The organism is Pseudomonas sp. Sample_10 (genome assembly GCF_004321495.1).
Taxonomy (GTDB): domain Bacteria; phylum Pseudomonadota; class Gammaproteobacteria; order Pseudomonadales; family Pseudomonadaceae; genus Aquipseudomonas.
Map to the genome: position 1 here is coordinate 1 of NZ_RCOE01000055.1, position 20,806 is coordinate 20,806.

A 20,806-nucleotide genomic window follows, 5' to 3' on the forward strand; every position below is an offset into this window, starting at 1 on the left:
CGCCGATTTTGGCAGCGGCAGCAACGGTGTTCAGCGTGGCCGGGGCCAGCACTTTGTTGTCCTGCTGGTCGGTTGAATAGTCAGCAATAACCAGGATCGTCATTCAGATCACCTTCGCTTCATTCTTGAGTTTTTCCACCAGTTCAGCCACCGACTTGACCTTGATACCCGCGCTGCGTGCAGCAGGCGCTTCGACTTTCAGGGTCTTGTTGGTGGAGGCGGTGGAAACGCCCAAAGCGTCCGGAGTCAGCGTCTCGAGAGGCTTCTTCTTGGCTTTCATGATGTTTGGCAGGGACGCGTAGCGCGGCTCGTTCAAACGCAGGTCGGTGGTGACGATCGCTGGCAGTTTCAGGGAAACAGTCTGCGCGCCGCCGTCGATTTCGCGAGTCACGGCAACTGTGTCGCCGCTGATTTCGACTTTCGAAGCGAACGTGCCCTGACCGTAGCCGCTCAATGCAGCGAGCATCTGGCCAGTCTGGTTGTTGTCGCTGTCGATCGCTTGCTTGCCAAGGATCACCAGCTGAGGCTGTTCCTTGTCGACAACCGCTTTCAACAGTTTGGCAACAGCCAGGGAAGTCAGATCTTCGGCGGATTCGACGAGGATGGCACGGTCGGCACCCAGAGCCAGCGCGGTGCGCAGTTGCTCCTGAGCGGTGGACGGGCCGACGGAGACGACGACGATTTCAGTCGCAACACCCTTCTCTTTCAGGCGTACGGCTTCTTCCACGGCGATCTCGCAGAATGGGTTCATCGACATCTTGACGTTGGCAAGATCGACGCCGGAATTGTCCGCCTTGACGCGAACTTTCACGTTGTAGTCGACTACTCGCTTCACAGCTACCAGGGTCTTCATTGGACGGTGTTCTCTCAAAAACTTTGATCGTTGCAAGCAGGCCTTTTGTTTTCAGACAAAGGCTAAATCGCCCCGGCTGCACGCATTTGTTCAATACGGTCCGGACCCAGCCCCAGTTCCCTGAGCACCTGCTCGGTGTGCTGGCCGAGACCCGGAACGGCATCCATGCGAGGCTCGAACGCGCTGTTGCTGCCCGGAGGTATCAAGCTCGGGACGATACCGGCGCTGGTTTCGACTTGCCGCCAGCGATCACGGGCCTGAAGTTGCGGATGGTCCCAGACGCCTTGCATATCGTTGACCCGGGCGTTGGCAATTTGCGCATGCTCCAACCGATCCAGTACCGCATCAAAATTGAGTCTGGAGAACGATTCAACAATGATTTCCCGCAGCGTCTGACGGTTCTCGACGCGCTTGAAGTTGGCGCAGAAGCGTTCGTCTTTCGCCAGTTCAGGTGCAATCAGGACTTTGTCGCAGAACAGCTGCCACTCTCGTTCGTTCTGCAACCCCAGCATGACTGTGGTGCCATCACCGATGGGGAAGGGGCCATACGGGTAGATTGTGGCGTGCGCGGCGCCGGCGCGCGGGGGCGGTGCAGCACCGTCGTAGGCGTAATACATCGGGTAGTTCATCCACTCGACCAGGCTTTCCAGCATGGACACATCGAGGTGGCTACCTTCACCAGTGCGTCCACGCAACAGCAAGGCAGACAGAATTCCGGTGTAGGCGTACATGCCGGCCGCGATGTCAGCAATCGAGCAACCAGCCTTGGCCATGTCTTCCTCAGCCGGTCCGCCGGTGACCGACAGGAATCCGCCTTCGCTCTGGATCAACAGGTCATAGGCTTTTTTCTTTTCATAGGGGCCGCCTGCGCCGTAGCCTGAAATATCACAGACAATCAGGCGTGGAAATCGCTGATGCAAAGCCTCAAATGAAAGTCCCATTCGTGCTGCCGCACCCGGCGCCAGGTTCTGCACCAGGACATCAGCAGTGGCCAGCAAACTGTCTAGCACCTCGGTGGCTGAATCTTGTTTGAGATCGAGGGTCAGGCTTTCTTTCGAGCGATTGGTCCAGACGAAGTGCGAGGCGAGGCCGTTGACGCGTTGGTCGTAGCCTCTGGCGAAGTCACCCGTGCCTGGGCGTTCGACTTTGATTACACGTGCGCCGAGATCGGCCAGTTGTCGGGTGCAGAAGGGCGCTGCAATCGCATGCTCAAGGCTGATGACGGTAATGCCATCGAGCGGACGGATGCCTTTGGGTTGGCTCATGATTATTATCTCTCTTGTCATGGCTCCCCAGTCGCGCCTGCTTTAGCTGGCGCACTGGGCTTTACGCTGTTCCTTTAGAAGGAGCGCGGCAGTTCAAGCAAATGCTCGGCGACGTACGAAAGAATCAGGTTGGTAGAGATCGGCGCAACTTGATAAAGACGGGTTTCGCGGAACTTGCGCTCGACGTCGTACTCGCAGGCAAAACCAAAACCGCCGTGGGTCTGCAAGCACGCATTGGCGGCTTCCCAGGAGGCTTTCGCCGCCAGGTACTTGGCCATGTTGGCGCTGGCCCCGGCATTGATGCCGCTGTCGTATTCCTCGCAAGCACGCCAACGCATCAAATCAGCCGCTTCGATTTCAATGTGTGCTTCAGCGATGGGGAACTGAACGCCTTGGTTCTGCCCGATAGGGCGTCCGAACACGACGCGATCACGGGCGTAGGCGCTGGCCTTTTCGATAAACCAACGACCGTCGCCAATGCATTCGGCGGCGATCAGTGTGCGTTCAGCATTCAGGCCATCCAGGATGTACCTGAATCCTTTGCCTTCCTCGCCGATGAGGCTATCGGCAGGAATTTCCAGGTTGTCGAAGAACAGTTCGTTGGTTTCGTGGTTGACCATGTTGGCAATCGGTTGCACGGTCAGGCCGTTACCAATGGCCTCACGTAGGTCGACGAGGAAGATCGACATCCCTTCGGACTTTTTCTTCACGTCGGCCAAAGGAGTAGTACGCGCTAACAGGATCATAAGATCGGAATGCTGGACGCGGGAGATCCAGACCTTCTGCCCGTTAATGACGTACTTGTCACCGCGTTTGATCGCTGTGGTCTTGATCTTTGTGGTGTCGGTACCGGTAGTCGGCTCGGTCACGGCCATCGATTGCAGGCGCAATTCGCCGCTGGCCAGTTTCGGCAGGTAATAGCTCTTCTGCGCCTCGCTACCGTTACGCAGCAGGGTGAACATGTTGTACATCTGCCCGTGAACGGTGCCGGAATTGCCGCCGCAGCGATTCACCTCTTCGAGGATGACCGAGGCCTCGGCCAATCCCAGGCCGGAGCCGCCATACTCGACGGGAATCATCGCTGCCAGCCAACCTGCATCGGTCAGAGCCTTGACGAAGGTTTCCGGGAAGCCTTTTTCTTCGTCGACTTTACGCCAGTAAGCCGCATCGAATTCAGCGCATAGAGCACGTACGCCCTCGCGGATGGCATTGAGTTCGTCAGAGTTGCGGTCAGTCATTATTGTTCTCCTCAACGCGTCACGCACGGCAGCCGCCCTGCGTGACCGGGTACGGGCAAAGATTGGTCAGATCGGATTGAAACCCAGTGCAGCACGAAAGCGATTCTTGATGTAGTGACCGTCTCGCGGTGGCAGCACGCGTGGCGGGTTTTCCGCTTTGATCTTGATCGTTGCGAGCTTGACACCATCGCGCGTTGTGAAACGCTCGCGCAGGTTGTGTACGCCTTCCATGTCACGGATTTCATCGGTCCAACTGAAGCCGCAAGTTTTCGCGACCTGGTCCAGGGAAATACCAAATCCCGCATGGCTGACCTGCATGCCGGTCTCGCCGAAGTGGCCGTTATCCAGTACCGCAATGGTCAGGTTGGCAGGCTTTTGCAGGGCAACCGTAGCCAGGGCGCCGAAGCCCATCAGCAATTCACCATCCCCGGTGACGACGACCACTGATTTGTCAGGTTGCGCATTGGCCAGGCCAAGGCCAACCGTGATGGCACTGCCCATGGCGGCCCACAGGTAATAGTTCAGGTCGTTGTCGCCTGCGGCCATGACGTCGTAGGACGCCGAGCCCAGACCGGTCACGACCAACACGTCTTTGCGGTCGGCCAGGAGGGCTTTAACCACTTCGCGGCGGCACAGAGTGTGGTTTGCGCTTACTTGACCCATTTCTTTTCTCCAATCAGGCGTTGACCGAGCAGCAGGGCGGTGGAGGAATCTCCGTTGAATGCCATCGTCGCGGCACCGTGCAGCAGCGGAGCGACGTCTTCCGGGACGTCCGCGCGCCAGGTCATGACCTTCATCAGGTTCAGAGAGGCTTCGGTTGCCTGACCCATAGGGTTCTGCCACGCGTTGAATTCGGCCCAGTCGCCTCGCATGGTGACGACCATCAGCAGCGGGAAGCCGGCGCAGACTTGAAGAGCGAGGGTGTTGATGCAGTTCCCGACTCCGCTGGACTGCATAAGCAGAGCGCCGCGTTCCCCGCCAAGCCACGCCCCTGCCAGGTAGCCGATGCCTTCTTCTTCGGTGGTGAGGACGACGGCTTTGATGTCCGGGTCCGCATACGACATGCGTATCGCTGCCGAGTGGCCGGCATCCGGTACAAAGACCACGTGTTTGACGTTGTGGGCCTTGAGCACGCGGAACACGTCCTCCTGCCAATCCTGTCCCACGGTTTGTTCAGCTTCTGTTGACATACCCATCTCCCAAGCAGTGCTGCTTTTGTGTTTTCACTCATTCTGGGATGGCTGGAACCGAACTGCGACTACCGTTTTTGTCTTTGAGATATGCCCGATTTTTATAGCTGGTTAGGGGCGCGTGGCGTGTCGGGCAAATGCGATAGCCACGCTTTATAGGACGGGACAATGATTAACGCAGGGAGGTGCAGAATGTACGGATGGCCTCGCAGGCTCGGCGCAATGAAGCATCATCCAGCGCATAGGCAATACGAATGTAAGGACCAAGTCCAAACGCGCTGCCATGCACCACGGCCACATCTGCCTCATCGAGTAGCGCATGTGCAACATCTTCGTCGGTGTGCAGTACCCGGCCACCCGGTGAGGTAAGGCCGATCAACCCGGCGCAGGAAGCGAACGCGTAAAAAGCTCCTGCCGGACTGACACATTCAAGACCTTGCGTGTTATTCAGCAGCGCCACCATCAAGTCGCGACGACCCTGGAAAGCAGCGCGGCTTTCACGGATAAAGTCCTTGGGACCCTCCAGAGCAGCAAGTGCGGCTTGTTGCGAAATCGAGCTGGCGCCAGAGGTTTGCTGACCTTGCAGTTTTTCCATAGCCTCCAGCAGCCAGCGTGGTCCGGTAGCAAAACCGATACGCCAACCGGTCATGGCATAGGCTTTAGATACACCGTTCATGGTCAGTGTTCGCGGTGCCAGCCGCGGTTCGACTTGGGCCAGGGTATGGAAAGTTTGATCGTCGAAGATCAAATGCTCGTAGATGTCATCAGCCAGAATCAGCACGTGAGGATTAGCCAACAACACTTCAGCCAACGCTTGCAGTTCGCCCCGGCTGTACACCGCGCCGGTCGGGTTGGACGGCGAATTGAGGATTAACCAGCGGGTCTGCGGTGTGATCGCCGCGGCCAACGCAGGTGGTGTTAGCTTGAAGCCGGTACCCGCATCGCACGTCACTATCCGGGCTTCACCTCCACACAATTGAACCATCTCCGGGTAACTGACCCAGTACGGCGCCGGCACGATGACCTGATCGCCCTCATTAAGGGTTGCTGCCAAGGCGTTGTAGATCACCTGTTTGCCACCGTTACAGACGAGGGTGTCTTGCCAGGTGACATCCAGGCCATTCTCGCGGCGGAACTTGGCGGCCACTGCTTCTCGCAGTGAACGTTCACCGGCAACTTGTGTGTAGCGGGTATGGCCGTGCTCGATGGCGACAATAGCCGCTTCGCGAACATGCTTGGGCGTATCGAAATCTGGCTCGCCGGCGCATAGCGAAATGATCTTCGCACCTTGTGCCCGGCGTTCCGCTACACGGTCCATGATCCGATAAGTCGCTGATGGTTGTGCGCTGGCCAGGCGTTGATTCAGTCGTTGGATAACGGCGCTCATGCGCGGGTTCTCCACTCAGTCAGGTTCATCAGCTCCAGTGTCGAGCGGCCTTCGGTCAATGCCTGCATCATCTGCACTTCCTTGTGCGCACGCGCCTCGCCTTCGGCCAGCGTGCGTGCCGCATCAGCCTTGGGAATGATAATCACGCCGTCATCGTCGGCCACAACCAGATCGCCCTGAGCCACGAAAGCACCGTTGAAATTAAAGGGTTGTCCAATCGAAGGCGCGCTTACCTTGACGGTGCCTTTCACCGAGATTCCGCGGGCAAAGACCGGAAACTGGCGTTTCTTCATGGCTGCTATATCTCGTACGCCGCCATCGATTACCAGACCGACCACGCCAGCCGCTTCAGCCGCCACTGTGAGCACTTCGCCCCAGTAACCGGCGATGAAGCTACCTGTGCCTACCACCAATACGCTGCCACGAGGCACTCGTTCCATGGCCAAGTGCAGGGCGAGGTTATCGCCCGGCGAACATTCCAGCGGGTAGGCGGGGGCGGCGATGAAGGCGCCGTCCCAAACGGGACGGATCGCACTGTCAACCGCGCAAGGCAAATGGGACGCTTCATACAGCGTCGAGCTGCCTAACACTTTTGCCCGTTCGTGGAAATTCAAGGGGAGGGGGAGCGTGGTCATCAGACTTTCCTCTGCAAGCTGTGGTAACCCAATGCAGCGCGGGCTTCTTCAAGGGTTTTGCCTTTAGCGATCAGGGCGCGAATGTCGGCTTCGACCGATTCGATCTGACGAGCACACGCCGCCACTTCAGCCGCGCGAGCACGGGGGACGATGACCACGCCATTGGCGTCGGCGACCACGATGTCGCGGGAGCAGACTCGGGCTGTGCCGACAGACACTGGCTGGTTCACCGATTGAACTTGTACGCGGTCTTTGCCGGTGCGCATAAAGCGGCCTTTGCTGAAGATCGGATAGCCGTCGCCCAGCGCTTTGTTCACGTCACGGCAAACTCCGTCGATGACCGTTGCAGCGATCTGCCGGTGGCCGGCGTACTGGGTCATGATGTCGCCCCAGACAGTGCAGTCGGTACGGCCGCCATTGTCGATGACCACCACATCACCGGGTGCCACGTCTTCGATGAAATCGCCCACGGTGCCAGGAGGTACGCTGGCCGTGACGTACTGCACGGTGAAGGCCGGTCCGACGATAACCTTGCTGTAGTTGTCCAGCGGTGCCACGCCGAGGCATTGACCGGGCAGGCCTAGCTTGTCCAGGGCATCGGAGACGCCCGGGGTGTCAAGGCCTTCAAATAAGGCGACCAGGGTTTGATCTTCAAGATTCATCAGGCGTGCTCCACGTGGATCGCTTCGAATTGGGTGTCATGCATGACCTCGGCCACCGAACGGCCGCTGCGCACTGCCTCGACCATTGCGTCCTGGCGGCGGGCGATGCGCTCGCCAAGGTCGACCACCTTGTCGATATAGGCTTGTGGGACGAACACAGTTCCGCAGGTATCGGCAATGACATAGTCGTCTTCATTAACGTCGACGCCGGCCACTTTTATGGTCACGGCCGCGTCGATCTGAATGACTCGATTGCGGGCACTGATCATGGTGACCCCGCGTCCGTAAACCGGGTAGCCAATCGATTCGCTGCCATCGATGTCTCGACTGAAACCATCGATCACAGTGCCGCGTACTTTCTTGCGGGCCGACGCGTTGGCCAGGATGTCGCCCCAGCACGAGATGCCCTCGATACCGCCGGCGATCACGAGTACTCGGTCGTCGCTGTCGATCTTTTCAACCACTGGGGTAATCAGATGCACTGTAGGTGCACTGTCAGATTTCGGGGCCAGTTGTACCGTACTGGCGCGGCCTACGATCTTTGGGCAGTTCCACAGGGGACGCAGCCCAATGGTGGCACCCGGCAGGCCAAGGAAGTCGAGCGCATCGGACACCGTGTTGGTGTCCAGCGCTGCCAAGCGATTTAGCAAGCTCTCATGGATCATGGGGTAGCCCCTCTAGTGACGAGGCGCCCAGTGTCGGTGAGGCTATTTGATAGGTATATTACTAATCACAGAACTATTAGATACGTTAAACCTATGGGTTAATCATGATCAACTTTCGTCTGATTCGTCATCTCTGGTTGTTCCTGGCGGTTGCCGAAGAACAGAATTTTGGCCGCGCGGCCAAGCGTTTGGGTATGTCCCAGCCTCCGTTGAGCGAGCAGATTCAGGTGCTGGAGCAGGCGCTCAAGGTCAAGTTGTTTGATCGCTCGCGACGTGGTGCAAAGTTGACGCCGGTGGGGGCGGCGATCCTGCCGGCCGTGCGTAAGTTCGCCGACCAGCTTGAGCGCCTGGAACTTGCCGTGGAGGAGGCAGTGGCGGGGCAGTCGGGGATGTTGACCATTGGAGCGATTTCCACGGCAATGTTCGATGTCTTGCCGAGGTTGATCGAGCAATTGAAGAACGACTATCCGCACCTCACCGTGTCCGTGCGGGAAATCGACAGCGTTGAAGCCGTTCCGGCGCTGGAAGCCGGCGATATCGACTTGGCGTTCGCCCGCCTGGATGGTGATTTGGGGGCCTCGATCAAGTCACTGCCGCTGTTGGAAGATCGACTGGTGGTGGCTTTGCCCAGTGATCATCCCTTGGCTTCACGCACTCGAATCAGTTTGTCCAGTCTGTCCAACGAGCCCTTGGTGATGTTTTCCCGAAAGGTCAGCCCGGTATATTTCGACAATCTGATCGCGACCTGCCGGGCCAGTGGTTTTTCCCCTCGCGTGTTGCATGAAGTGCGCTCTGTTGCCTCGCAAATCGCCTTTGTCAGCTACGGTCAAGGCATTGCGCTGGTACCGGCTTCGCTGAAGAAAATGGCGCCGGCCAATGTGGTATTTCGACCGCTTAGCCAGAAGCTCAATGTCGTGACCACTGCCATGGCCTGGAATGCTGATCGGCCTAATCCGCTGGTGGAGGAAGTGGTTGACCGTTTCCGTACCAAGACCTGAGTCGGCCAATATGCTCGCTCATCGGTTGATAGGTTTGGCGTATGAAAGCGTTCCCCAATTAGGAATTTACAGAACATACGATTCCCTTGAAATTGTATGCCTGATTGCCGGCAAACCTGGCCCGGCGCTACCTTTTCGCTCAAGGAGTCAATAACGTGCCTTCACCAGAAAGCTTCAGTCACGTGCAACTTCCTCTGACGGTGGAGGGTGTTCAGTTGAACGTGGCGGCCATCCATCGCGAGGGCGTCCTGGCGCCAATTGTGTTCCTGCATGGTTTTGGTTCGACCAAAGAAGACTATGCCGACATCGTGCAGCAGTCAGCATTTGCTGGTCACCCCTTCGTCGCTTACGACGCACCGGGTTGCGGTGAAAGCCAGTGCAATGACCTTTCCAAAGTTTCCATACCCTTCCTGATGCAGACGGCATTGCAGGTGTTGGGACATTTTGGCATCGAGCGCTTCCATCTGGTCGGCCACTCCATGGGTGGGCTGACCGCACTGATGTTGGCCCATGAGTTCCCGGAGCGGGTACTCAGCTTCGTCGATATCGAGGGCAACATCGCCCCGGAAGATTGCTTCCTCAGCCGGCAGATTGTCGACTATCCGAGTAACGATCCCGAGTCGTTTTTCGCGGCATTTATCGAACGCGCCCGGCACGCCACGGCCTATGCCAGTGCACTTTATTCCGCGAGCTTGCGGCACAAAGTTCGTGCCGGTGCAGTACGGGGAATTTTCGAGTCGATGGTTGACCTCTCTGATAACGCTGACCTGATGGGTAAGTTCCTTGGGTTGGAATGCCCTCGAATGTTTATGTACGGCGAGCAGAACGCGTCACTGTCCTATCTGCCGTATATCCAGGCTGAAGGTGTACGGCTGGCAGCAATTCCTGAGTGCGGGCATTTCCCGATGTATTCCAACCCTATCGCGATGTGGCAGCAGATCGCCGATTTCCAGGCAAGCAGCCTTACCGGGTAAGCCCTGCCGTTCTGAGGGCTTTCGGATTTTTCGCGGGAGCCCCTCAGGCCACGCAATTGAAATTCACAAAGCTGGTTCAGTCACTTCTGCTGCTCTCGGGCGGCGATGTGTGCAGGCGCATGCGTGCCTGAAATTCGTGTACCTATAACAACAAGAGGTTCGACCCATGCTTGAAGTCATTAACAGTTTTCTTTCCGGCAAGCTTCTGATCGTGCTCATCGTAGGCTTGGGCGGCTACTTCACGGTGCGCTCACGCTTTGTCCAGGTCCGCCATTTTTTGCATATGTTCGGCGCGTTCCGCGATAGCGTGCAAAAGAGTGCTGGCCAGATCAGTTCGTTTCAGGCTCTGATGCTGAGCCTCGCCGGTCGTGTAGGCGCAGGCAATATCGCTGGTGTCGGCTTGGCGGTCACGTTGGGTGGTCCAGGCGCGGTGTTCTGGATGTGGATCACGGCCCTGGTCGGTATGTCCACTAGCTTCTTTGAATGCAGCTTGGGGCAGTTGTACAAACGGTGTGATGCGAATGGGCAGTTCCGAGGCGGGCCGTCGTATTACATCCAGTACGGACTGAAGCAGGCCTGGTTGGGCAAGGTCATGGCCTTGTTGCTGCTGGTGACCTTTGGTTTCGCCTTCAACGGACTGCAATCCCACGCTGTGACTCACTCACTGAATAATGCCTTTGGTTTCTCTACGACGTATTCCGGCATTGCGGTTGCCGTGTTGCTGGGTCTGGTATTCATGGGCGGCATCAAGCGAATCGCTGCCGTCTCGGATCTGCTGGTGCCCGTTAAAACGCTGGCTTACATCGGTGTCACTGTCTACGTGATCGTGCTCCAGTTCGATCATGTCCCTGGCATGCTGATGACCATCTTCAAAAGCGCTTTCGGTCTGGATCAGGCCTTCGCCGGCCTGGTCGGCAGTGCCATTGTGATGGGCGTCAAGCGTGGGGTATTTGCCAACGAGGCGGGACTCGGCAGTGCACCAAACGTGGCAGCGGTGGCGAAAGTGGATCACCCCGCAGCTCAAGGTGTGGTTCAAGCCTTCAGCGTGTTCCTCGATACTTTTGTGATCTGTACCTGCACGGCGCTGTTGATTTTACTCTCAGGCTTTTACACGCCGGGATTCGAAGGTGATGGGCTGGTACTAACCCAGAATGCGCTTGCTGCTGTGGTTGGAGACTGGGGGCGCACTTTTATCAGCGTGGCGTTGGCTCTCTTTGTGTTCACTTCGATCCTCTACAACTACTACCTGGGCGAGAATAATCTGCGCTTTCTGCTGGGGGACAAGCGCGCTGCCGTAATGGTCTATCGTGGACTGGTATTGCTGCTGGTCCTGTGGGGAGCCATCCAGAATCTGGAAACGGTCTTCGCCTTTGCCGATATCACTATGACGCTGCTGGCCTTCGTGAATCTGATTGCCCTGGCGCTGTTGTTCAATGTCGGGATGCGCTTGCTGCGTGACTACGACCAGCAACGCAAGGCTGGCATCAAGACACCGGTCTTTGATTCAAGCCAGTTCAGGGATCTTGATCTTGATTTGCAGGCATGGCCGAATATGGAACAGGTGACCAAGGATATCCACGAACCTTCCACGCAGGTGGCATCCGCTACCCCGTGATGTAAAAAGGGCCCATGGATCATCATGGGCCCTTTTAATTAACCGCAGAAATCGTCAGTGCTTCAGATCCTCGCAGCCTGTGACTTTGTGCAACCCCTCAGTCCGGTGCGTTCTTCGATTTCACCCGAACCGCTGATGTAGCCATAACGGGACAGGTTAGGCATCAGTATCGCGGCGATGAAAGTGATGGCGACAATGGCCGCGACGTAGAAGAAGAAATACTCCTCGATGCCCTGCGAACGCAGCGACAAGGCGACGTATTCGGCGGTGCCGCCGAATGCTGCATTGCCTACCGCATACGGAAAGCCCACGCCTAGCGCACGCACTGCAGGTGGGAAAAGTTCAGCTTTGACGATCCCGGCAATGGGAGTGTAAAGCGATGCGATAGCGAGGCCGCCAAATACCAGCAGGAACGCCGTAAACGGACTGCTGACTGATTGCAGTGAATAGAGCAGAGGGATCACCAACAGCATGGCCAATCCGGAAAACATCAACATGTGAGCCTTGATCCCGATACGGTCGGCGAGTAGACCAAAGAGCGGCTGGCAGAACATAAAGCCAACCAGTGCCGCCGTCATGATGAAGCTCACTGTTTCCGGACTAAACCCTGCAGAGATCACCAGGAATTTCTGCATGTAGGTGGTGAAGGTGTAGAAGTACAGCGAACCGCCAATGGTGAACGCCACCACCAGTGCAACGGCACGTTTGTGTTTGAACATGCCGCGCAGAGACCCGGCATCTTTGCGGTTCATTTCTTTTTTGGTGGCGGTTTCATGCATGGCACGCCGCAGATATACCACCACGATGGAACTCAATGCACCGATAAAGAACGGAATTCTCCAACCCCATTCGCGCAACTCTTCGTTGCTGAGAGTTTGTTGAAGAATGACCACGGTCATCAGCGCCAGGAGTTGGCCCGCAATGATAGTGAAGTACTGGAAAGACCCATAAAAGCAGCGGCGACCAGGAGTTGCGATTTCGCTGATATAGGTGGCACCTGTGCCGTACTCTGCGCCTACAGACAGGCCCTGAATCAATCTGGCGACGACCAGCATGACCGGCGCCGCCACACCGATGGTTTCATAGGTCGGCATCACGGCAATCAGCAGTGAGCCGGCGCACATCATGAACACCGAAATGATCATTGAGACCTTGCGACCACGGGTGTCGGCAATCCAGCCGAAAATCCAGCCACCGAGAGGGCGCATGAAAAAACCGACAGCAAAAACGCCAGCTGTAGCGAGCAGTTGGCTCGTGGTGTCACCTTTGGGGAAAAACGAAGCTGCGAAGTAGATGGCGGTGTAGGCGTAAATGAAAAAGTCGTACCACTCCACAAGATTGCCCGAACAGGCACCCATGATTGCTCTGACACGATTCGGGCTTTTCATCTGATCGGAATTTACAGTGTGGATTGTAGATTCGCTGGTTGATGCGGACATGTTGTTCACCCTTTGTACAAGGCGAGACGATACGAGGCGCACGCTGAGGCGTGTCCGACGTTGTTAGCTCGATGGGTTGATGTGCTTAACGCAGATGCTGTGACCCTTTGACGACCAAGGCACATGAGGAGGGGGGATGTATATGAGAGCTCAGCTGTTCGCTGAGTGTGTAAGACGGGTCGGTCAAGTAACGAGAAAGGTAGTAAATCATGGCGCAAGCCCTCGAATCTTATTCTTGTATTCAGTCGATCGCTCTTGGCGTCGACGTTGAATGCACGCTACCGCAGAGTGACGAGGGTAATAAGCCGTCAGCCAGGCCTAACTGATATACCGAAATTTTATAGCTTGCCTTGCAACCCGTGCGGGCTGGGGGGTACAGCTGGCTCGAAAGTCGCGAGGCCCATGCGGCGCGGGTCCTGTGGCATTCCAAGGAACGCTAATGCGTTTACACTCATACTACTTTCGACGCATTTCGCGCCGAGCCCGACTTTGACTGGCCTGGTAATGGATGTCGTTCAACTCAAGACCCTAATTCATGTGGCCGAGCTTGGCAGTCTCAGCAAGGCCTCCGACCGGCTTCACATCGCACAACCGGCACTCAGCCGACAAATTCGAATGCTGGAAAAAGAACTCGGCACCTACCTGTTCGATCGACATGGACGAGGCATGGAGATTACCGATGCTGGTCGCGAGGTGCTAGCGCATGCCACTCGAATCATGGAAGAAATGGAGTCCATTCGAAGTTCTGTGGTGGGCGGAAAGACCTCTTTCCGGGGAACGGTCGTCATTGGTACGACGCCGACGGTAGCGGAAATCGTCACCGTTCCTCTAGTGCGCAAAATCAAAGAGGCGCATCCGAATCTTGCCGTCAGGTTTTCCTCGGCCTTCAGCGGCTATCTGCTGGATTGGGTTCAGCGTGGCGAATTGGAACTGGCGATTTCTTACGATCCCCAACCCTTGCATACGCTGCGTATCGTGCCGGTGATGATGGAAAATCTGCTGCTGGTCGGCCCCGCCAGCGCCAACCTGCGTCTTGATACACCGGTGTCGTTCGAGTCTTTGGCAGAGCAGCCATTGGTGTTGCCAAGCGCTCGACATAGCCTTCGCGAGATTCTGGATGATTGTGCGCGTGAAGTGGGGATCAAGCTCAAGACCAGTGTCGAAGCGGATTCCTTTGGCGCGATGATTGCCTTGGTCTGCAATGGGTTCGGTTTGACCGCGTTGCCTTTGGCATCGATTTACGCCCAAATCGAAGCTGGCGTGCTCAGCGCCGCCCCCTTGGTTGACCCCATTCCCATGCGCAAACTTGTTCAGGTTTTCCCTGCCGACAGGCGTGTCAGTCCCGCTGCCAAATTCGTCGGAGATGCCTTCATCGAAATTGCTGCCGACCTGGTCCATCGTAAGATTTGGGCAGGGCACATGCTTTGAGCCAACGGATTCGTTGGCTAGGTGAATCGTTCGTTTAAACGTAATTGCTCAGCTACTCACGCTATCCTTCTTTCTCACCACTGATGACATTGTCTTGAATCAACAAACGCGACTGCCTGGCGTATTCGGCATTTTTATTTTGGGGATGCTGCAGGTTCTGGTCTGGGGAGGCTCGTTCTTCCTGATGGCCGTGATGGCCGATCCGATCATGAAAGAAACCGGCTGGGCCAGCCAATGGGTGTATGGCGCACTGTCTCTGAGCATTCTGGTTTCCGCGATGCTAGCACCGTTGACCAGTCGGCTTATTGCCCAATACGGCGGCCGCCTTATTCTGGCCAGTAGCGGTCTGGGCGTCGCCATCGGATTGTTTCTGATGGCCAGTTCGACCTCGTTGCCGATGTTTTTTTTGTCTTGGGCTGTAATTGGTGTCGGTATGGCGCTGGGGTTATATGAAGCGCTATTCGCCGCTTTAGGTTCTCTCTATGGGGAGCGAGCGGGCAGTGCGATTACGGGCATCACCCTTGTGTCCGGGTTTGCTACAACACTGTCATGGCCCGCGGTTGCGCTGGTCATCGAACACGTTGGTTGGCGCACGACGTGCGAGGCTTATGGAGTGTTATTGGTCATTGTCGTGGCGCCGCTTTATCTCTGGGTGCTGGCGCGGGGCACGGGACCACTCATAAAAAGTCAGGCAGTGGGTGGCGAAAGTTTCTCAATCGATCGGCGGATCTACTTGTTGCTTACGCTGATTTTTGCTTTGGGTGCAGTGATCATGACGGCGATGTCGGTCCAGCTGATTTCATTGTTGCAGGGGCAGGGTTACTCGCTTGCAGCCGCCGTCGGACTGAGCGCATTGCTGGGGCCAAGTCAGGTAGGATCACGTGTTCTACAGGTGTTTTCGCGTAAGCGACACCCGATCTGGACGACGTTGATCTCCGTGATATTCGTGGCAATTGGTCTGCTGTTTGTGACCATCGCACCGGCAATGACTGCGCTGGGGCTGGTGATTTATGGCGCGGGTAATGGTTTGCGGGCGATCGTTCGAGGACTGCTGCCGTTGGCCCTCATGTCGCCCACCCATTATGTTTTGCTGATGGGGCGCATGGCTCGGCCATCGCTCATAGGACAAGCCTTGACCCCCCTTGCAGGCGGATACCTGTTGCAGAGCTGGGGCGCTGGCGGTGTGCTTGCGGGACTGAGTGTGCTGGCCGTATTGAACGTGCTCTTGGTATTGCTGCTCATTCGACTGGTATGAAAAGAACAGCGCTGATGGTCATCTTCCCTACGGATTCGGCTGGCATCTTCAGAGGTCAGCGACTCAAGTTCTTTGATGGTGATTTTGGCCATAAAAGTAAGTTACCCTTACTTTTCCCCCCACAAAAACGTCGGCTCTTGATGGACGTTACTGGACTCTCATAGAGCCGAATACCGCTGGATCCTGCAAAACTACCCGGTGATCTCGATGAAGAGCACGTCGTTGTTTCGTGATCATTGACGGAAGAAACGAATCTGCATATACAGTCCGCTCTTTTCAAATTTGCTGCGGTAAGTCATGAGCGAAGAACGAGATATCCCAGAGCCCGAGCACGACCACCTGCTCGATCATGAATTCCATGATGACGAGTCATGGGGTGAAGAGGACGCTCAGGCAATTGTTGACGAAGAAGATGATGACGTTGATTTTCTTGATCAGATAGATCAGGACGACTGAGACGGATTCAATAGCCAGAAGGCCCGTCCATCCGCAAGGGCCTACATTGCATCGAATCAAACCCTGGCAGCCGCCGGGGTTTTTTATTGGCGGGAGTTTTCGCAACTTCGTGGTGACAGGAGCTGGATATAGATACTGACTACCGTTCGTCGGAACCTACGCACGATCAACCGTTTCGCAAGTCATTGAAGTAGCCCAAAAAAAAGACAGGTTTCTATGCGACCACTAATCCTCGATTTGCCGAATGGGCGTGAGCTCGCTAATGAGCTTGATCTCGCGATTTCGCAGATGATGTCCATCCCGGTCGAGCACATCGGTGGCGCTTTGTGGCTGGAAGCTTCCAGCAGGCAGCAGCAAGCTTTCCAGAAGTGGCGTGAGTATCTGCAGCTCATGGCTGATGGGCGGGTGCGTGGCGAAGCGCTTAAAGTCGCTTGAGTCCAAATGCTGAATAGATGAGCCGAACCATGCAGGCGAGGGCGGGGTCGGGTGCTTCGTTTTTGCCATTCGTCCAATGCCGGGCACTCGTCCATGGTGTGACTTTCTTACGTTTAAGCACGGATTAACCGAGCATGAGAGCGGAGAGTCACCATGGAAATCGACGAGAATGCACCCGGCAACAAATCGCAGCAGCGCGAAACACGCACAACGGATAACGAAGCGGGCCATGATCCGAGCTGGAACCAGTATGAAGTGCCGTTACCGCCGGACGATGAATCGCCTGTGGATGAAGATATGGCGGATGTGGATGCAACTAACTCGGTATCGAGTGAGCACCCGCAATCTGGCACCAACAGCCGCGCCGATGATCCTGATGCCGACCCACAGATGAACGAATTGGGCGAAGGCGAAAAAGAGCAGCGCGGCGTGCCGGCAAGTGATCCTGAATCGGGCGCCTGAACAAGTTTGAAGCATTCCGACTGCCCGCTAATCGCGGGCTTTTTTATGGCGCTACATTGGCCAGCCAATCATCCCCAGACACGTATGAAAGATAACGAAAGGAATTTTTTAATGGACCTGGCCATGGGGATTTCAATGAGTTTGTTGATGGCGTAAGACGCACCCAGCATCAAGACGATGGTGCCCCAAAGCAATATGTGTGAGTTCACAGCCGGATAGGCAATGTTGAAGATCATGAATCCGATCATTTGATGCAGCAGGTAAAGCGGGTAGGTCAGCGCGCCCAATGCGGTCCAGTTGTATGTCGCTATGGCTCCCGTTTTGTTGGTTGCGATCAAGATAAACGTGATGAAGAACAGACCGATGACGCTGCATACGATCAGCGGGTTGTATTCGGTTGCGTATTTTGATTCGAGCAATTCGGCCCAGACAATTGCCGTGTAGTTGGCTAATGCCAGCGCACCCGCCAGCAGGAAAACCCGTGTTTTCGTGATGCCCTTGGCCCATATGATGTAGAAGGTTGCGCCTGCTATGAAATAGGCAGCGTAATCAGTAATCAGTATCGAGCGCAGCTTTTCAAAAGCGAGAAGTTCGGCAGTGGCGGATATCAGCAGCCAGAACACGAGGTAGGTCTCTATTTTTTCTATTTTCTTGAAGGCCAACAAGATGGAAATCATTAGATAGAATTGAATCTCTACAAATAGTGACCAGTACACGCCGTCGATTTGTGGAACTCCCATCAGCTCGCTCAGGAATGCCATGTTGATGATGTATTGATAAAAATCAGCGCTATATCTGGGCTGTCCAATGGCAAGGGTGATTGCAAAGGTGATCGTGCAGCACACCCAGAAAGCCGGGCAGAGGCGGACGACGCGGGAGATAAAAAACGCTCTCAGATTATTGCTCGAAGCGGTCATCAGAATGACAAACCCACTGATCATGAAAAACAGTTCAACGCCCAAATAACCGTATTTGGCGGGCTCAGCCAATAGCGGGTAGGGCATGGTAGACATGTCGCCTTTGGCATAACCGCGAAACGCATAGTGAAAAAACACTACAGCGATGGCAGCAAGGAAACGCAGCAAATCCAGTTCGTTTAATCGTCGCTTGATCATGTATATGCGCTCCATACTTGTTAGCGCGAAATGAATACTGACCTCCCTGCCGATTGAAATTTTACCCAGGGCGTACGCTATGGCGGCAGTAGCGCCTCAGGGACTTCAATTGAAGTGGGCACGCAGTTACAACGTGCGGGAAGTGAAGCGGATCCGAAGCAATAAGACCAAGGGCACCTCGGCCTTTGTGTGACGCTATCGATTGCGTTGCCACAGGCGGAAATAGTCGACTTCGAAGGTGGAAGGCAGGTCGGCATCGTCGACTACACCAAACCATTTCCACATGGCTTCGCTGTCGAAGATCACCTCCATCGGGAAGTAAAAATGGGTGTTCTTTGATTCCCTGACCAGTACACCATCGACGTACCAACGCAGGGTGTCGGGCTGCCAGTCGAAACCGTAGACATGGAAGTCGTCCGCCAGGCGCCATGGACTGATCCAGGTGCTGCCGTCGGCCAAGTGCTCCTTGCTTTGCGGTGTAGCCCACACGTGGGCATTCATGTTGTACGAGCGGTCGAGCGCCGCGTTTTTGGTTTTGCCGCCGATTTCGAAAATGTCGATTTCGGTGGCGTTGTCCTCCATACCCGTCCACGCCAGCCAGAATGCGCTGGAACCCGCAGAATTCATGGGTTTGGCGCGGGCTTCATAGTATCCGTAGAAGCCCTTTTCAATGGTTCGGACCATGGCGGAGGTGTAGTCCTTGAAGCCGAGCTGGACGTACTTGTGCGGCAAGGTTTCCTTGCGGAAGACAATGTTCAGGTTGCCGTTGTTGACGGATGCATTGTTCGGCGTGAACAACGCCGGTTTGCGTCCCAGCGACTCGTTGCCGATGGCATTGTTAACATGCCAGCGTTGGCGATCGAGGGTGCTGCCATTGAAGTCGTCGGACAGTTTGCTGTTGAGAACCCACTTACCGGTATTGGCCTGATCGGACAGCGGCAGATTGGCGTTGACCCGTTTCGGCAGTGGGCCCAGTGGTCCGACGCGGGTCCATGTATTAGCTGATTTCGGAATGGCAACCGACCATTTATCCGCCAGGTACTGAAATGCATGCTGGCGTTCTGCGAGGGAGGCAAACGCACGGTCGTACACCAACACTTCCGCGATGTCGCCGCGAAAGTTTTCAGAATTACCAATGGCATTGCGCCCGACGGCATAGGGGCCAATCGGCACATCGTAAAGCTCCAGGACGGATACGGTCGGCGCATACGCCGTGGTCTGTTGCAGGCTGATGGCGAAATTCGGCAACACGTTATCGTTGTCGGTGCTTTGCGGGCGTGAGCTGAACAAGCGTTGCCAGGGATCAACCTCGGCTTGTTCGGCCAATCGGCGGGAAACGATCAATACCGTGACCGGGCCTTTGGCGCTGCGGATGGTTTTTCCCAGAAACCCCGACACGCCACTGAAACGCACCACCGAATGGCCATTGAGAGCGTTTGCCATGCGCTGTGGCTTGGAGGCGGCATCATCGACTGTGGCGTGATGGGATTTTCCGGATTTGTCGTTCCAGCGCTGGACACTGTCCTGCGCGCCCAGGGTCAGCGTGTTCGCATCGGCGCCGTCCAGCCACAGCACCAGCCCGGTGGTGGGGGGCGATTGTGCGGCGGTGCAAGCCAGCGAAACCCACAGCAGTACCAGCAGCAGACAACCCCTGAACATCATTTGACTGCAACCAGCGACGGGGTTTCGAACGAAGATTGATACCCCTGCGGATTACACGACTGCCACCGCCAGGTATCGATGATCATTTGTTCCAGGCCACGTTGCGCGCTCCATCCCAGTTCACGTGCTGCCTTGCTCGGGTCGGCCCACATTTGCGCGATATCACCTTCACGCCGCGGTGCGAAGCGATAAGGAATGCTGATGCCGGTGATGTCTTCGAAACTGTGGATGATCTGCAGCACGCTATAGCCAATGCCAGTGCCCAGGTTCCAGAAATCGATGCCGCGGGTGTGCTGCAATACCTGAAGTGCCTTGAGGTGGCCGATGGCAAGGTCGACCACGTGGATGTAGTCGCGCACGCAGGTGCCATCCACGGTCGGGTAATCGTTGCCGTACACCGTGAGTTCGGGGGTGCGGCCAATCGCGACCTGCGTCAGGCACGGCAACAGGTTATTGGGGCGGCCTCTGGGGTCTTCGCCGATCATCGCGCTTTCGTGAGCGCCAATCGGATTGAAATAGCGCAGCAGGCCGATGCTCCAGCGTGGGTCGGAGTGGCACAGATCGGTGAGCAACTCTTCGATCATGAGCTTGGTACGGCCATAGGGATTGACCGGTTTGCCGGTGCCGAAATCTTCGGCAATTGGTGTGCGTGTGGGCTCGCCATAAACCGTGGCCGAAGAGCTGAACACCAGCTGGAATACGTTATTGCGAGCCATTGCCCGGCACAGTTCAAGCGTGCCGGCGACATTGTTGGCGTAGTAGTCCAGCGGCTTGCGCACGCTTTCTTCTACGGATTTGAGGCTGGCAAAATGCACCACGGCATCAATGTCGTAGCGGTTGAAGATGGTGTCCAGCAGGGCCGTATCACGGATGTCGCCATTGATGAAATCAACCCGGGTCAGGGTCAGTTGCTCAAGGCGCGCAATGCACTCACGGCAGCTGTTGCACAGGTTGTCGAGCACCAGCACTTTGTGTCCGGCATTGATAAGCGCCAAAGCGGTATGAGAGCCGATGTAGCCGGCGCCGCCAGTAATCAACGTAGTTTTGCGCATGGTGAGGTCTTCCTGTCTCA

At 56.2% G+C, this 20,806-nt stretch carries 21 protein-coding genes and 1 pseudogene; 7 read left to right on the forward strand and 15 right to left on the reverse strand.

Going from position 1 to position 20,806, the window contains the following annotated elements:
• The 10 genes and pseudogenes from D8U18_RS28960 to D8U18_RS04030 form a co-directional block, all read right to left on the reverse strand.
• Window positions 1-103, reverse strand: a pseudogene (locus tag D8U18_RS28960) (electron transfer flavoprotein subunit alpha/FixB family protein); the annotation flags it as partial.
• Complete coding sequence (locus D8U18_RS03990) at window positions 104-853, reverse strand: electron transfer flavoprotein subunit beta/FixA family protein (protein WP_131107061.1); 750 nt, start codon at window positions 851-853, stop codon at window positions 104-106. It abuts the pseudogene before it with no gap.
• A gap of 62 nt (window positions 854-915) precedes the next feature.
• On the reverse strand, window positions 916-2,118 hold the full coding sequence (locus D8U18_RS03995) for a CaiB/BaiF CoA-transferase family protein (RefSeq protein ID WP_177434983.1): 1,203 nt from the start codon (window positions 2,116-2,118) through the stop codon (window positions 916-918).
• A gap of 74 nt (window positions 2,119-2,192) precedes the next feature.
• Window positions 2,193-3,356: an acyl-CoA dehydrogenase family protein gene (locus tag D8U18_RS04000; protein ID WP_056854422.1), complete on the reverse strand. Its 1,164-nt coding sequence runs from the start codon at window positions 3,354-3,356 to the stop codon at window positions 2,193-2,195.
• A gap of 66 nt (window positions 3,357-3,422) precedes the next feature.
• Window positions 3,423-4,019 carry a thiamine pyrophosphate-dependent enzyme gene (locus D8U18_RS04005; protein WP_056854421.1) on the reverse strand — a complete coding sequence of 199 codons (597 nt, stop codon included), beginning with the start codon at window positions 4,017-4,019 and terminating at the stop codon, window positions 3,423-3,425.
• Window positions 4,007-4,546, reverse strand: a complete 540-nt coding sequence (locus D8U18_RS04010) for a thiamine pyrophosphate-binding protein (RefSeq protein ID WP_019579805.1) — start codon at window positions 4,544-4,546, stop codon at window positions 4,007-4,009. Before D8U18_RS04010 ends, D8U18_RS04005 begins: the two co-directional genes overlap by 13 nt.
• Before the next feature lie 172 nt (window positions 4,547-4,718).
• Window positions 4,719-5,933 carry a pyridoxal phosphate-dependent aminotransferase gene (locus tag D8U18_RS04015; protein WP_131107063.1) on the reverse strand — a complete coding sequence of 405 codons (1,215 nt, stop codon included), beginning with the start codon at window positions 5,931-5,933 and terminating at the stop codon, window positions 4,719-4,721.
• The gene (locus D8U18_RS04020) at window positions 5,930-6,568 is read right to left on the reverse strand and encodes a dimethylmenaquinone methyltransferase (protein WP_131107064.1); all 639 of its coding nucleotides are present in this window, start codon (window positions 6,566-6,568) and stop codon (window positions 5,930-5,932) included. Before D8U18_RS04020 ends, D8U18_RS04015 begins: the two co-directional genes overlap by 4 nt.
• Complete coding sequence (locus D8U18_RS04025) at window positions 6,568-7,230, reverse strand: RraA family protein (RefSeq protein WP_131107065.1); 663 nt, start codon at window positions 7,228-7,230, stop codon at window positions 6,568-6,570. Before D8U18_RS04025 ends, D8U18_RS04020 begins: the two co-directional genes overlap by 1 nt.
• On the reverse strand, window positions 7,230-7,895 hold the full coding sequence (locus D8U18_RS04030) for an RraA family protein (protein ID WP_056854417.1): 666 nt from the start codon (window positions 7,893-7,895) through the stop codon (window positions 7,230-7,232). The genes D8U18_RS04025 and D8U18_RS04030 overlap by 1 nt, the downstream gene beginning before the upstream one ends.
• Before the next feature lie 104 nt (window positions 7,896-7,999).
• Between D8U18_RS04030 and D8U18_RS04035 the strand changes: the two genes are divergently transcribed.
• The 3 genes from D8U18_RS04035 (at window position 8,000) to D8U18_RS04045 (ending at window position 11,482) form a co-directional block, all read left to right on the forward strand.
• Window positions 8,000-8,893, forward strand: a complete 894-nt coding sequence (locus tag D8U18_RS04035) for a LysR family transcriptional regulator (protein WP_131107066.1) — start codon at window positions 8,000-8,002, stop codon at window positions 8,891-8,893.
• A gap of 155 nt (window positions 8,894-9,048) precedes the next feature.
• Window positions 9,049-9,867, forward strand: a complete 819-nt coding sequence (locus D8U18_RS04040) for an alpha/beta hydrolase (RefSeq protein ID WP_056854415.1) — start codon at window positions 9,049-9,051, stop codon at window positions 9,865-9,867.
• Window positions 9,868-10,033: 166 nt separating this feature from the next.
• A complete protein-coding gene (locus tag D8U18_RS04045; protein ID WP_131107067.1) occupies window positions 10,034-11,482 on the forward strand; it encodes an alanine/glycine:cation symporter family protein in 1,449 nt (482 codons plus the stop codon).
• A gap of 62 nt (window positions 11,483-11,544) precedes the next feature.
• Here the strand turns inward: D8U18_RS04045 and D8U18_RS04050 are convergent, their stop codons facing one another.
• Window positions 11,545-12,921 (reverse strand): MFS family transporter, encoded by a 1,377-nt coding sequence (locus D8U18_RS04050; RefSeq protein WP_131107068.1) that lies wholly within the window; start codon window positions 12,919-12,921, stop codon window positions 11,545-11,547.
• A gap of 504 nt (window positions 12,922-13,425) precedes the next feature.
• Between D8U18_RS04050 and D8U18_RS04055 the strand changes: the two genes are divergently transcribed.
• The 3 genes from D8U18_RS04055 to D8U18_RS28690 all read left to right on the forward strand — a co-directional run bounded on the left by D8U18_RS04055 (window position 13,426) and on the right by D8U18_RS28690 (window position 16,060).
• A complete protein-coding gene (locus D8U18_RS04055; RefSeq protein ID WP_056854412.1) occupies window positions 13,426-14,349 on the forward strand; it encodes a LysR substrate-binding domain-containing protein in 924 nt (307 codons plus the stop codon).
• 145 nt (window positions 14,350-14,494) lie between these two features.
• Window positions 14,495-15,604, forward strand: a complete 1,110-nt coding sequence (locus D8U18_RS04060) for an MFS transporter (RefSeq protein WP_131107085.1) — start codon at window positions 14,495-14,497, stop codon at window positions 15,602-15,604.
• 297 nt (window positions 15,605-15,901) lie between these two features.
• Entirely contained in the window at window positions 15,902-16,060 is a 159-nt protein-coding gene (locus tag D8U18_RS28690; protein ID WP_177434454.1) for a hypothetical protein, read from the forward strand.
• 225 nt (window positions 16,061-16,285) lie between these two features.
• On the opposite strand, the gene D8U18_RS28855 is transcribed toward D8U18_RS28690, so the two are convergent.
• On the reverse strand, window positions 16,286-16,564 hold the full coding sequence (locus D8U18_RS28855; protein ID WP_177434453.1) for a hypothetical protein: 279 nt from the start codon (window positions 16,562-16,564) through the stop codon (window positions 16,286-16,288).
• A gap of 84 nt (window positions 16,565-16,648) precedes the next feature.
• Between D8U18_RS28855 and D8U18_RS04070 the strand changes: the two genes are divergently transcribed.
• A complete protein-coding gene (locus tag D8U18_RS04070; RefSeq protein ID WP_056854409.1) occupies window positions 16,649-16,957 on the forward strand; it encodes a hypothetical protein in 309 nt (102 codons plus the stop codon).
• 68 nt (window positions 16,958-17,025) lie between these two features.
• On the opposite strand, the gene D8U18_RS04075 is transcribed toward D8U18_RS04070, so the two are convergent.
• The 3 genes from D8U18_RS04075 to galE form a co-directional block, all read right to left on the reverse strand.
• On the reverse strand, window positions 17,026-18,072 hold the full coding sequence (locus D8U18_RS04075; protein ID WP_131107069.1) for an acyltransferase: 1,047 nt from the start codon (window positions 18,070-18,072) through the stop codon (window positions 17,026-17,028).
• A gap of 195 nt (window positions 18,073-18,267) precedes the next feature.
• Complete coding sequence (locus tag D8U18_RS04080; RefSeq protein WP_241664288.1) at window positions 18,268-19,734, reverse strand: family 16 glycosylhydrolase; 1,467 nt, start codon at window positions 19,732-19,734, stop codon at window positions 18,268-18,270.
• On the reverse strand, window positions 19,731-20,786 hold the full coding sequence (galE, locus tag D8U18_RS04085; protein WP_056854407.1) for a UDP-glucose 4-epimerase GalE: 1,056 nt from the start codon (window positions 20,784-20,786) through the stop codon (window positions 19,731-19,733). The genes D8U18_RS04080 and galE overlap by 4 nt, the downstream gene beginning before the upstream one ends.
• Between the last annotated feature and the right edge of the window lie 20 nt (window positions 20,787-20,806).